We start from the raw sequence: 13829 nt of genomic DNA, 5'->3' as shown, positions 1-13829 counted from the left end.
AAGTAAATTGTCTAGTTATGTAAGAATTTAAAAAAATGGTTTTTATGTATATATTAATAAAAGTACATTTTTGTATACGGTTCCTGATAGTACATTAAGTTAACAGACTTAAATTAGTAAGTATCAATATATAGAATAAATAAGAATTTTAAGTAAAATTGAACATAATTATTCAATGTTTTTATTTAGGTTGATTGAAATATCTGTATGTTGTTTTATGTTAAGTATATTTTAGGAAAGTACGGATACTACTTTAGGAGTCATATTTTATTGACGTAAAAAGTATGTAGTGTTATTAACTGATGAAGTGGTGGAAAAGGGATTAATTAATATAATGAAAAAGGAAGCAGGGCATATACAGGATTTAATAGATAGAGAGTTAGCTTCCTCTAGAATTGATGAAGGTAGTGGAATTACTAGTTATACAGTAAGTTTTATAGCGTTTTTATGGGCTTGTTTTCAGTTGTTTATAGCATCTCCATTACCTTTTTGGCTAGTTGATCATGGCTTGGAATGGGCAATGCTTCCTGATATTAAGTCTCGAGCTATTCATTTAGCATTTGCATTTTCCTTGTTATTTTTATTTTTACCTATATCTAAGAATTTTAGTCGAAATTTTAAAGCATTAGATTGGATTTGTTCAATATTGTCATGCATATCGGTATTGTATATTGTTGCGTTTTATGAAGATTTATCCTTCAGAATTGCGATGCCTAATGATGTTGATTTAATCATAGCATTTTTTGGGTTTGTGTTCCTATTGGAAGGAGCAAGGAGAGCTATTGGAGCTCCTATATCTATTATTGCTTTAATGTTTTTAATGTATGCTTATTTAGGGAGATATGTTCCAGATATTATTGCCCATAAAGGATATAATTTTTCTGCTATAGCGTCTCATGAGTGGTTGTCTTCTGAAGGAGTTTTTGGTATAGCGCTTGCTGTATCATCTAATTTTGTATTTTTGTATGTTTTATTTGGTGCTTTTTTAGATAAGGCAGGAGCTGGAAATTTTTTTATTAAACTTTCGTTTGCTTTGCTTGGTAGGTTTGTTGGTGGCCCAGCTAAGGCTGCAGTTATTGCTTCTGGATTTATGGGTATGATGTCTGGCTCTTCTGTTGCTAATACTATTACTATAGGGTCTTTCACAATTCCTTTGATGAAAAAAATGGGTCTTAGTGCTGAAAAAGCAGCTGCTATAGAAGTATCAGCTGGTGTTAATGGGCAAATTATGCCTCCAGTAATGGGTGCAGCAGCGTTTTTAATGTCTGAATTCTTGTCTATTCCTTATGCTACTATTGTGAAGTATGCTTTTGTACCTGCGATTATGGTATATGTCACTTTGCTTTATATTGTGCATCTAGAAGCATGTAAATTAGATATGCGTCCTGTACTTGATATCACTAAGGCGAGATCTGTTTATTTAAGTCTTATAAGATTTCTTATATCTGTTGCTTGTTTGGTTGTTATTTCATGTGTCATCTATGTTCTGATAGAGGGGGTTAGTATATATGGGTTCTATATACCTGGTGTTAAGGCTATATTTCTGGATAAAAGTATATATTGTATAGCACTAATTTTAATTTCTGTATATGTTGGCATATTATTTTATCAATTTAAAGGCGGACGTAAGGGTAATATAGAAGATGTTGAAGAGGAAAACAAGTATCCGAAGCTATCAGAAACTTTTAAATATGGTATTCATTATTTTATTCCAATTTTTATTTTAGTATGGTGTTTAATCATTGAAAAATTATCTTCTGCATTATCTTGTTTTTGGACAAACTTATTTTTGATCTTTATGTTGCTTAGTAAAGATGTGATATATGCTTTGTTTAATAGACAAATATTTGGTTTGTGTTCTGTATTTTGTAGAGGTGTTAAGCAAGTATATGAAGCTATGGTTGTGGCTTCTAAAAATATGATTGCTATTGCAGTAGCAACTGGTGCAGCGGGAATAATAGTAGGGGCAGTATCATTAACTGGATTTGGTTTGTCAATTAGTGGGTTGCTTGATTCTATAGCTCATGGTAATTTGTTTTTTACATTATTAGTTACAGCAGTAATATGTATAGTGTTAGGGATGGGTATGCCTGCAACAGGGTGTTATATCATAGTATCTACGCTAATGGCCCCGATTTTAACTTCTGTTATACATAAGAATGGTTTGTATGTTCCTCAGATAGCTATTCATTTATTTGTATTTTATTTTGGAATTATGGCAGATGTAACTCCTCCTGTTGGTATAGCTTCTTATGCTGCAGCTGCTATTGCAAAAGGTAATGCATTTAAAACAGGAATACAGTCTTTCTTATATAATATAAGGACTATGATTGTTCCTTTTTTATTTATATTCAATAGTGAACTTATTTTATATGATGTCACAAATATCTGGGATAATATTTTTATAATTTTTGTTTCTTTAGTTGGTATATTAAGTATTTCTGCGGCAATGCAGGGATATTTTATTAGGAAGAATAAGTTCTACGAATCTATTATGCTTTTAATGATGGGTGTAATACTAATTATGCCTAATTATATTGCTAAATTATTTGTATCTCCTTACGATATTGTGCCATTCTCTAAATTAGATGATACATTAGTAATTTTGAAAGATAGTTCTGTAAAGCTTACTGTAGAAAGTAAGAATCAAGTAATCAAAGAAATAATTATTCCATTAAAGGATAAGATACAAGGTTTTGACTATCAAGGTACATTACTTGATTTTTTGAATCAAAATGTTGGTATTACTCTTGATGTAGGTAGCATATCTGATAATCGTCTAGGAATTAAAGATATAGCAAGTTGGAGTTATATAGAACCGTCTGACATGGATGATAGTTATTCTATTATAGAATTAGCATTATCATTAAAAAAACATTATCATGTTACTTATATTTATTTGATAGCTGTGATTTTGTTAACTATAGTAATCTTTTTACAAACTAGGAAGAGTGATTTTGTAAAGCGAGAAGTAGGTTTATGTTAGATGTAGCAGCAATTGGGATTATATTACTATCAGTTATAATTGGCCTTTTTAGGGGGTTCATTAAAGAAATATTTGGATTATTTGGTGTCTGTGTATCAATATTATTAACTATGCGATATCGGGATTATTTTTCTAATTTATATAATCAATATGTTGCATCTGAGATTATATCGGAGGTTTTATCTGCGATTACTGTTTTTATCTTGATCACTATTGCTATTATTGTTGTTAATGGATGGATTATGAATCTTTTATCCTCAGCGAGGTGTAGTGTAATTGATAGATTTGGTGGATTGTTGATAGGATTTATGAAAGGGATAGTTTTTTCTTATTTTCTGTTTTTTGTTATAGAAACCTCTTGTTATGCTTTATTGTCTACAGAGAAAGAAGGTGAAGATGTATTACCTGCTTGGTTTGTAAATTCATATTATTATAATATATTTTATCTCTTTAATACTTACATAGATGGAGTAGTACCAGAATCTACTCATGACAAGATTCAAGAGGTGGAATCTGCGGTACAGGATATTCTTGAAAAAAAATATACTCCTAATAATTTTAAAAAGAAAAAATCCAAGGATAAAGAGGGAGTCAGAGCTTAAAAATTTAAGATTATTGACTGATGTATATTATCTAGTGTATGTCAAATGATAAAAACATTTCATTAGAAAAATAATTAACTTGATTATAGTGTAATATTTTATATAATGGCGTAGTTAGTTTTTGTTAAGGAGAAGATGTGCCTTTATATGAGTTTACTTTTATAGCACAGCAAGGTTTAACTCAGTATGAGTTAGAAGGTTTGGTTAAGGGGTTATCATCCTTGTTAACAAAAAATGGTGCTGAGCTTCTTAAGTATGAATATTGGGGGCTTTTAGATTTTGCTTATACCATAGATAAGATGAATAAAGGGCATTATTGCATGATATATATAAAAGCAACTCCTAGCAGCATGGATGAATTTAAACGTAAGGTGAGATTAAACGAAGACATCTTACGGTTTCTGTGCCTTAAGAAAGATAAGTTGCCGAAAGGTGATTCTCTGATGATACAAGCAAGTCAAGTATAGTTGGATATTTATTATGTTAAAAAAAAATAAAAAAGCAAGTTCTAATAATTCGGGTGCGGCTGCTTATTCTCCATTGGCTTACCTCAAAAGGCCATATTTTAAGAGGTCTAAAGCTTGTCCATTAGAACAATGTCCAAATGACGATATAGATTATAAGAACAAAGCTCTGTTATCTAAATTTACCTCAGAGTATGGGCGTATATTACCTAGTCGGATTACTTCTGTTTCTTCTAGGAAGCAGAGGTTATTGTCTACTGCCGTGAAAAGAGCTCGTTATTTAGCCTTGTTGCCTTATTGTTGATATTTATTTGTAGGTTAATATGTTATCAATTATTCTAAAAGAAGGTGTTAGAAATCTTGGTAGAGCAGGGTTGGTTGTTCAAGTAAAGCCAGGGTATGCTAGGTATTTGTTGACACAAAAAAAAGCAGTTAGAGCAACTAAGGAGAATTTAAAGAGCTTAGAAGAGCAATATTCACTTATCGAGAGAGAGAACTTAGAAAAATTGGAGGCAGCTAAGGTTTTAAAGTCGTCTTTAGAAAGCGAGCTGCTAATTATAACTAAACAGGCAGCTGACGATGGAAAGCTATTTGGGTCTGTGACACCAAAGTGCATCTCTAAGTTATTGTCTGATAAGGGATACAATATACATTACCGTAATATATTTTTTCATTCTGTAATTAAGTATATTGGGGAATATGTAGTTAATTTGGAATTACATCCTGATTTGGTGCTTCCTATCACGCTTTATGTAGTGAAGAATGGTTTAGGTGCTGTACAAGCGCAAAAGCTGCATACAGAAAAGAAGAAAAAGTTAGAAAAAGAAAAAGCTGAAACTGAAGAAGGAAGTGGTGTGGGAAATGAGAATTTAAAGCTTGATAGCGTTGATGATGGTGTAGATAGTGGTAATGTAGATGCTAATTCAAATTAAGAAGAGATGACATTACTAAGATAGTGATAGTAGGTAAGAGAGTTATATCTAATATTGTAGTAACGCTGTTAAGGTTTTTTTATAATTTATTACGGGGTTCTTTCTATGGTTAGGTATATCTTAGATAACGATTTACAAGAAGTTGATGCTGAGGTTTTCGGTTGTATTTCTGGGGAGTTAAATCGACAAAATTCTCAATTACAATTAATAGCGTCAGAAAATTTTGTTAGTAAGGCGGTATTACAAGCCCAAGGTTCTATATTTACAAATAAGTATGCTGAAGGTTATCCAGGTAAAAGGTATTATTGTGGGTGTCATTTTGCAGATATTGTCGAAAATTTAGCAATCGAACGTTTGTGTAGATTATTTGGATGTAGGTTTGCAAATGTTCAACCACATTCTGGTTCACAAGCTAATCAGGGAGTATTTGCTGCATTATTAAAACCAGGTGATACTGTAATTGGTATGTCACTTGATTGTGGTGGTCATTTGACTCATGGTTCTGCTCCTAGTATTTCTGGAAAGTGGTTTAATGCTGTTCAATATCAAGTTAATCGTGACACTGGTTTAATAGATATGGATGAGATAGAAAAATTGGCTATTGAACATAATCCATCGTTAATTATTGCTGGTTCATCTTCTTATCCTCGTGTGATAAATTTTAAAAGATTTAGAGAAATAGCTGACAAAGTTGGAGCATATCTTTTAGCTGATGTAGCACATTATGCTGGATTGATTGCTGCTGGAGAATTCCCTTCACCTGTTGAATATGCACATGTTATCACCTCTACTACTCATAAGACATTGCGTGGTCCTAGGGGGGCAGTGATAATGACTAATCATGAAGATATTTATAAGAAGATTCAGTCTTCTATTTTTCCCGGTATGCAAGGAGGTCCATTAATGCATGTTATTGCTGCTAAAGCTGTAGCATTTGGAGAAGCATTGAAACCTAATTTTAAAGATTATGCACAACAAATAATAAAAAATTCTAGAACTTTAGTTGAAGTTTTTAAAGAAAGAGGATTTGATGTTGTTACAGGTGGTACAGATTCTCATATGGTTGTTCTTGATTTACGTTCTAAGGGTGTTACAGGTAAAGATGCAGTTCTTGCCTTAGAGAGATTAGGAGTTATTTGTAATAAAAATGCTATTCCTTTTGATCCAGAAAAACCTTTTATAACTTCTGGCTTACGGTTTGGTAGTGCTGCTGAGACGTCTAGAGGATTACAAGAATCAGAATTTAAAGAGATTGGTAATATAGTTTGTGATGTTATTGATAATTTAAAAGCTAGTGATACTATTAGGTTATCTATTGAACAAGATGTAATAAAGAAAGTTAAGGAATTAACTTCTGCTTTCACTTCTTAAGTAAATATAAAGTAATATCATATAAGATCTTAAAAATGTGAAGAATTTAGTTCTTATTAATTAATATTACATCTTTCTTAAGTGTGATAAACTTATAATTGATCTTATTTTACATTTGCTAATGGAGGTTCATGTTATATAAATATACGTCACTATAAACTAAAGGAGAAAGAAATGTCACACTCTTTATGTATGTCTGATTTTCAAAATTTATCTTATAATCTCCTAAATACTTTAACTAAAATGATAGATAAAGTGGACATTGATGGAGCATTGGAGTGTGAAAATTACGATGGGGTGGTTAAGATATCAGATAGTCAAGGTAATGTATATATTATTAACAAACATGAACCTTCTATGCAAATTTGGGTTGCTTCACCTATTAGTGGGTCAGTGCGTTTTAGTTACGATAAATCCTCAAGTACATGGATAAGTGATAAAAATGATGAATTATTTGATTTTTTAAGATCTGAAATAAGGATATTATTTGATATTATGATATAAAAATGAAAGTATTATTTCAATTTGTAAAACCTCATTTATTGTATTTCATATTTGCATATTTAGTTGTAGCTATTTCTTCTGTAACAATTTTAGCATTTGGTTATGGATTGCATAATTTAGTAGATTTATGGGTTGCAACTTCTGATGTTGTGTCTATAAATAACTCCTTATTATTTTTATTTGTTGTTGTTTTAATAGTAGCATTGACAGCTTTTTTGCGGTTATGGCTTACTGGCTATGGGAGCGAAAAAGTTGTTCTTGATATTAGATTGAAGTTGTATAGTAAAATCATACATTTTTCTCCAAGATTTTTTGAGAATAATAGTATATCAAGCTTGATTACACGATTAATGGCAGATACGTCAACGCTTCAAGTAATCTTAAGTGCTGGTATGTCGACAGTACTTAGAAATGCAACTACTTTGCTTGGTAGTATTGTAATGTTAGTGCATACTAATTTTAAGTTGACTATGTATACTGTAGTAGTGATTCCTATTATTCTAATAATCTTAACTGTTCTTGGTAAAAAAGTAAAATTGTTATTGCGTAAAGTACGTGTAAATCTAGATAATGTAACTTCTTTTGTTGAGGAGACATATCGTGGCATATATGTTATCCAATCTTTTTCAAAAGAAGAGATAACAAAACAAAAGTTTTCAAATTTACTTGCTAGTACACTGAATGTGACAAGTAAGTATATTGTTTTACGTGCATTATTGGTTACATTAATCATAACTTCTGTAATGCTATCTATAGGATTTGTTTTATCACTTGGGATCAAGGAAGTATTAAGTAACAATATAACTGTTGGTTCTCTGTTTTCTTTTATATTTTATGCAGCAATAGCTGCTGGTTCAGTGAATAATATGGGGGATAATTTGAATGATATACAGAGAGCTATAAGAATTGCGGAAGATATTTCTAAAATATTGTTAATGCCAGAAGATATCACTGAAGTAAAAGATCCGTATGAAATTCAGGAAATAAAAGATAAAATTTCAATCAACGATGTCACTTTTTGTTATCCTAGTAAGCTAGACAATCCTGCATTAAAGAATGTATCATTTACTATTGATAAAGGCCAAGTAGTTGCTTTGGTTGGACCTTCTGGTAGTGGTAAAAGTACAATAATAAATATACTATTGCGTTTCTATGATGTAAATACAGGAAATGTAACTATTGATGGTATTGATATAAGAGAACTATCTTTAAAAGATCTCCGTTCTCTTTTTAGTATTATTCCTCAAAGCCCTATAATGTTTTCTGGAACAATATGGGATAATATAACTTATGGGGTAACTAATGCTGTGTATGAAGATGTAAGAAATGCAGCAAAAATAGCTTGTATTCTTGACTTTATAGAAAGTTTACCAGATAAATTTGATTCTTTAGTTGGAGAAAGAGGATTATGTTTATCTGAAGGACAAAAACAAAGGATTGCGATAGCGAGAGCTGTTTTGAAGGGTTCAGGTATGCTGATATTAGATGAGGCAACATCATCTTTAGATTCAAAAAACGAACAACTAATACATGATGCCTTAGATAGTTTAAAAAGTAATAAAACAATGCTTGTGATAGCTCATCGGTTATCAACTATTGTTAAGGCAGATAAGATAATTGTTTTTAATAATGGATGCATTGATGATATAGGTACTCACAAGTCATTGATGTGTAAGCAAAATGGTTTGTATACAAAGTTAGCAAAGTTGCAATTATCAAGTGATCATTTTTCAGAAAGTAGTTGATCTAGTAAAATGATTCCTATTGTGTAAGTAATATTGTTAAATTTTTAGTAGAGAAATTGTTGCAATTTGTGTAGTCAGAAAAATATATAAAAATAAGATATGTTTTACTCCTTAATTCTCTATGTTATAGATTTGCATTGAATTAACTAGAGTTTTTTGTTCTTTGTGGCATGTACAATGTAGTTAGTTGATATAGTGTATTTTTAAAGTGTTATATGAAAATATAGAAAAAAGTTGTTAACTACTATCATTGTGTGCTCTAGGTATATCAAATGATATGTCAAACCAGTTATGGTTTTTGCTATTGATAAAAAACTACTGATAGGAATGAGTTTATCGTTTCAGATTGTATACAGGAATTCATTGATAAGTCTAACAAATCTATTTTAGAATCAATGTATTATAGTGATAAAATAGATAGTATTTAGTAACATGTATTACAATGATGGTGTCAACTTTATTTCGTTATCAGCTCTGAAAGAAAAATAGTATTGTGAGCATATAGAATAAGTATGGTAAGTTAGGTGTATATTTATCAAATAGGTTTTGCGTGATTAATATACGTGAGTTTGTTTATAAAAATGAGAATATACTTATTAAGGGTTTTATGTGTCTTAATAAATGAAGTGATTTAAAAATCTTAGTTGTGCTGTTCAGTGATCATGACATATTAGTAACAGTAGTTGAATTGCTAACAATTTAGGATTAATTTCTAGATTTTTTTAAAGATTTTACTTGTTTTTTGTTAATAAGTATTAGTGCTATTTATTATTAGTTTTTTGAAAAATTGTAAGCTATATTATGAACTTGTTTAACATAGGAATTATATTGACTCGCTGTGTTATTGTGATAGCCTAATTATGTTTATTATTTAAATATTATTTTTTGTAATGTCTAGTTCTGCATATGATATTATAGATCATGAATATGATGTTGTAATAGTAGGGGCTGGAGGAGCAGGATTAAGAGCAACTTTTGGTATGACTAATGTTGGATTATCAGTTGCATGTATATCGAAAGTCTTTCCTACACGAAGTCATACAGTAGCAGCTCAAGGTGGTATCAGTGCTGCATTAGGTAACGTTTCTGAAGATGACTGGAGATGGCATATGTTTGATACAGTCAAAGGTTCAGATTGGCTTGGTGATCAGGATGCTATTGAATACATGTGTAAAAATGCAGCAGAAGCTGTAATCGAGCTTGAGCGTTATGGAGTTCCTTTTTCTCGTACTAGTGATGGTAAAATATATCAACGTCCTTTTGGTGGAATGACTACTGAATTTGGTAAGGGTAAGCCAGCAGTGCGTACATGCGCTGCATCTGATAAGACAGGTCATGCAATACTTCATACATTGTATCAACAGTCTTTAAAATATAATGCTAAATTTTTTGTAGAGTATTTTGCTATTGATTTAATAATGGATGAAGAAGGTCAGTGTAAGGGTGTATTAGCATGGTCCTTATGTGATGGTACATTACACCGGTTCCGTGCTCACATCGTTGTTCTTGCTACAGGTGGTTACGGTAGGATATATTTTTCTGCTACTAGCGCACATACTTGTACTGGTGATGGGGGAGGTATGGTATCCCGTATTAATTTACCATTAGAAGATATGGAATTTGTACAATTTCACCCAACTGGAATATATGGTGCTGGATGTTTGATAACGGAAGGTTGTAGAGGAGAAGGTGGATATTTACTTAATTCTGAGGGGGAAAGATTTATGGAGCGTTATGCTCCAAAAGCTAAAGATTTAGCGTCTCGTGATGTTGTTAGTAGAGCGATGACTTTAGAAATCAGAGAAGGTCGTGGTGTTGGTCCAAAAAAAGATCATGTGTATTTATCTATATCTCATTTAGGTGAAAAGGTTATTAGTGAAAGATTACCAGGTATTAGTGAAACTGCTCGTACTTTTGCTGGAGTGGATGTTGTAAAAGAGCCAATACCAGTTTTGCCAACTGTTCATTATAATATGGGAGGTATCCCTACAAATTATCATGGTGAAGTTTTAACTTTAACTGATGGTAGGGAACAAGTAGTACCGGGGCTATTTGCCATAGGAGAAGCAGCTTGTGTTTCTGTACATGGAGCTAATCGTTTAGGATCTAATTCATTGCTTGATTTAGTAGTTTTTGGAAGAGCAGCAGCAATTAGAGCTAAAGAGTTAATTAAACCTGGTATGTTACATGTTCCAGTTAAGAAGTCATTAGAAGAATGGATAATTGATAGATTTGATGCGTTGAGATTTTCAAAAGGAAGTTTGCGTGTATCAGAGATACGTAGTAATATGCAAAATGTAATGCAAAATCATGCAGCTGTTTTCCGTACAGAGGAAGTACTTGAAGAAGGCAAGGTGAAGATTAAAAGTGTTGCTGAATCTCTATCTGAAATTGCAGTTGAGGATAGGAGTATGATATGGAATAGTGATTTAGTTGAAGCCTTAGAGCTAACTAATATGATGCCACAAGCAGTTGTAACAATGGAATGTGCTGCGAATCGTCAAGAAAGTAGAGGTGCTCATGCACGTGAAGATTTTCCTGATCGTGATGATAAAAACTGGATGAAGCATAGCTTGGCGTGGTATAATTCTACAAATTGTTCTGTGAGGATAAAATATAAGGATGTTGCTAAGACAACTTTAACAGATGATGTTCAGTATTTTCCTCCGCAAAAAAGGGTATATTAACACTATCTCTATGGTGGTTATTTAAAAGGTTTTACTATGGTTCAGTTTTTTTTACCTAGGAATTCTAAAATTAATAAAAATGGTAAAGTCCATTCTGCCCATGAAGGAGCAAAGAATGTAAAATGTTTTAAAATATATAGATGGTCTCCAGATGATGACGAAAATCCAAGAATTGATACATTCTTTATAGATCTTGATGAATGTGGGCAAATGGTACTTGATGCTTTGATAAAGATTAAGAATGAAGTTGATGCTACATTAACATTTAGGAGATCATGTAGAGAAGGCATATGTGGTTCATGTGCGATGAATATTGATGGGACTAATACTTTAGCCTGTACAAAAGCAATTTCAGATATTAAATCAGATGTAAATATTTATCCTTTACCACATATGCATGTTATAAAGGATTTAGTCCCTGATTTAAGTAATTTTTATAAACAATATGAATCAGTTACTCCATGGATACAAGCTAAGGAACCTAGTCATAACAAAGAAAGGTTACAAACAATAGAAGATAGAAGTAAATTGGATGGAATATACGATTGTATATTATGTGCATGTTGTAGTACTAGTTGTCCTAGTTATTGGTGGAACTCAGATAAATATTTAGGACCAGCAGCGTTATTGCAAGCTTATAGATGGCTTATTGATAGCAGGGATGAAGCATCAGATAGTAGGTTGGATCTACTTGATGATACATTCAAGTTATATCGTTGTCATACTATTATGAACTGTACTAAGACTTGTCCTAAAGGTTTGAATCCAGCGAAAGCAATTGCTCATATAAAACAAATGATGGTAAGAAGGTAATACAAAGAGTATTGTTGGAGTTATGTTTTTTTATAATTAATCTTGATTGATAATAAAGTTACATATCCTAGCATGTATTTTTTTAAATGTTGTAAATCTTGTAGTAAAGGAGAGTATAGAGGTAAAAAATATGTTCTAATTTTAGTTCTCTATACTATCGATTCATAGGATTTTTTAGATTTAATTGATTATATAATGTGTTTTCAAAGTATTTAGCCTATATGGGTAAAAGTAGAAATAGGGAAGACAATGCTGATACTTGATTGTCTGTGCTGTAAGTTTATGAGATTTTTTACTGCATGATGATGGATTTGACAAAAATTCAGATGGTGTTTAGTGTTGTGGTAAAACAGATTTAATTGATTATATGATGTGTTTTCAAAGTATTTAGCCTATAGGGGTAAAAGTAGAAATAGGGAAGACAATGCTGATACTTGATTGTCTGTGCTGTAAGTTTATGAGATTTTTTACTGCATGATGATAGGTTCGACAAAAATTCAGATGATTTTTAGTGTTGCTATTAGACATAATTTATAGTAAAGAAAACAAACTTTTAATTTTTTGTTATAGCGTGAAATAGTTTGAAATTTTGTAATATGCTTTTTATCATACATATAAATAGCTGATTGTAATTTTAAAAACTTGATCTAATATGGGCAATTGTTAGTATTAAGTGTGGATAATTAAGGTGTAGGGGAATTATGGAATCAGCGGTTACAAGACGTATAGTTGTTCCTGAGTTAGAAAAAATTCTTTATAAGGAGTATAAAGTTTTAGATAAAGGATTTGTTAGGCTAGTTGATTATATGGGATCTGATGAATCTGTAGTACAAGCTGCTAGAATATCTTATGGCAGGGGTACTAAGAGTGTAAGTCAAGATGCTGCATTGATTAATTATTTGATGCGCCATTCACACACTACTCCATTTGAAATGTGTGAAATAAAATTTCATATTAAGTTGCCTATATTTGTTGCAAGGCAATGGGTACGTCACCGTACTGCAAATGTGAATGAATATTCTGCAAGGTATTCTGTGTTAGATCATGAATTCTACATTCCAGAATATGATCAAATAGCAAAACAATCTGAAGATAATGCTCAGGGTAGAGGAAGTAATTTATCTGACGAAGATGCTAAATATGTTGCTGATCTTTTAGTACATGACTCTAATATGGTATATGAAACTTATAATAAGTTTTTAGAGAAAAGCGTTTCTAGGGAAATAGCACGTGTTAATCTTACTTTAAATTATTATACTGAGTGGTATTGGAAAATAGATTTACATAATTTATTGCACTTCTTGAAGTTAAGGTCTGAAGCGAATGCTCAATATGAAATTAGACTATATGCAAAAACTATGTTGGATATTGTAAAAAAATGGGTTCCATTAACTTATACAGCTTTTGTTGAGTATTGTTTAGAATCCCAAAATTTTTCAAAGAGTGCATTGGATGTTGTTAGAAAATTAATTGCTGGAGAAAAGATTGTTCGAGAAGATACTAGTATTGGAAAAAGGGAATGGAGGGAACTAATGGCTATTTTAAAGCCTGAATAAATTTTTTAGGTAGTTTAAATACCTGCGTTATTGTGTTAACATAATGGTACTTAATAATAGTTTTAGTACTTTAGACTTTGGATCTATGAGCTTGCGATTGGAATTTTATAAGATAAATACTATGGTTAATATCTTTACATTCATCAAATTTTTTATATATTTGTGTTAT

The 13829-nt window shown here is 31.4% G+C and carries 11 protein-coding genes; all 11 read left to right on the top strand.

What is annotated here, in order from left to right; genetic code table 11:
• Positions 1-334 precede the first annotated feature (334 nt).
• The gene (locus MR76_RS03480) at positions 335-2986 is read left to right on the top strand and encodes a TRAP transporter permease (RefSeq protein WP_024072313.1); all 2652 of its coding nucleotides are present in this window, start codon (positions 335-337) and stop codon (positions 2984-2986) included.
• Entirely contained in the window at positions 2980-3588 is a 609-nt protein-coding gene (locus MR76_RS03475) for a CvpA family protein (protein ID WP_024072312.1), read from the top strand. The genes MR76_RS03480 and MR76_RS03475 overlap by 7 nt, the downstream gene beginning before the upstream one ends.
• 137 nt (positions 3589-3725) lie before the next feature.
• Positions 3726-4055, top strand: a complete 330-nt coding sequence (gene rpsF, locus MR76_RS03470; RefSeq protein WP_006011331.1) for a 30S ribosomal protein S6 — start codon at positions 3726-3728, stop codon at positions 4053-4055.
• 13 nt (positions 4056-4068) lie between these two features.
• Complete coding sequence (rpsR, locus tag MR76_RS03465; RefSeq protein ID WP_024072311.1) at positions 4069-4356, top strand: 30S ribosomal protein S18; 288 nt, start codon at positions 4069-4071, stop codon at positions 4354-4356.
• Between the two features lie 19 nt (positions 4357-4375).
• Complete coding sequence (rplI, locus tag MR76_RS03460) at positions 4376-4984, top strand: 50S ribosomal protein L9 (protein ID WP_024072310.1); 609 nt, start codon at positions 4376-4378, stop codon at positions 4982-4984.
• A gap of 105 nt (positions 4985-5089) precedes the next feature.
• Positions 5090-6355 carry a serine hydroxymethyltransferase gene (glyA, locus tag MR76_RS03455; RefSeq protein WP_024072309.1) on the top strand — a complete coding sequence of 422 codons (1266 nt, stop codon included), beginning with the start codon at positions 5090-5092 and terminating at the stop codon, positions 6353-6355.
• Positions 6356-6529: 174 nt separating this feature from the next.
• Positions 6530-6859 (top strand): iron donor protein CyaY, encoded by a 330-nt coding sequence (cyaY, locus tag MR76_RS03450; RefSeq protein WP_024072308.1) that lies wholly within the window; start codon positions 6530-6532, stop codon positions 6857-6859.
• A gap of 2 nt (positions 6860-6861) precedes the next feature.
• Entirely contained in the window at positions 6862-8604 is a 1743-nt protein-coding gene (locus MR76_RS03445) for an ABC transporter ATP-binding protein (RefSeq protein WP_024072307.1), read from the top strand.
• Positions 8605-9494: 890 nt separating this feature from the next.
• Entirely contained in the window at positions 9495-11291 is a 1797-nt protein-coding gene (sdhA, locus tag MR76_RS03440; RefSeq protein ID WP_024072306.1) for a succinate dehydrogenase flavoprotein subunit, read from the top strand.
• 36 nt (positions 11292-11327) lie between these two features.
• Entirely contained in the window at positions 11328-12104 is a 777-nt protein-coding gene (locus tag MR76_RS03435; RefSeq protein ID WP_024072305.1) for a succinate dehydrogenase iron-sulfur subunit, read from the top strand.
• Positions 12105-12805: 701 nt separating this feature from the next.
• Positions 12806-13660 (top strand): FAD-dependent thymidylate synthase, encoded by an 855-nt coding sequence (thyX, locus tag MR76_RS03430; RefSeq protein WP_024072304.1) that lies wholly within the window; start codon positions 12806-12808, stop codon positions 13658-13660.
• Positions 13661-13829 lie beyond the last annotated feature (169 nt).

It is taken from the genome of Ehrlichia muris AS145, from assembly GCF_000508225.1.
GTDB lineage: Bacteria > Pseudomonadota > Alphaproteobacteria > Rickettsiales > Anaplasmataceae > Ehrlichia > Ehrlichia muris.
The sequence above is the reverse complement of the archived record's forward strand: the minus strand, read 5'-3'. Positions and strand labels throughout refer to the sequence as shown.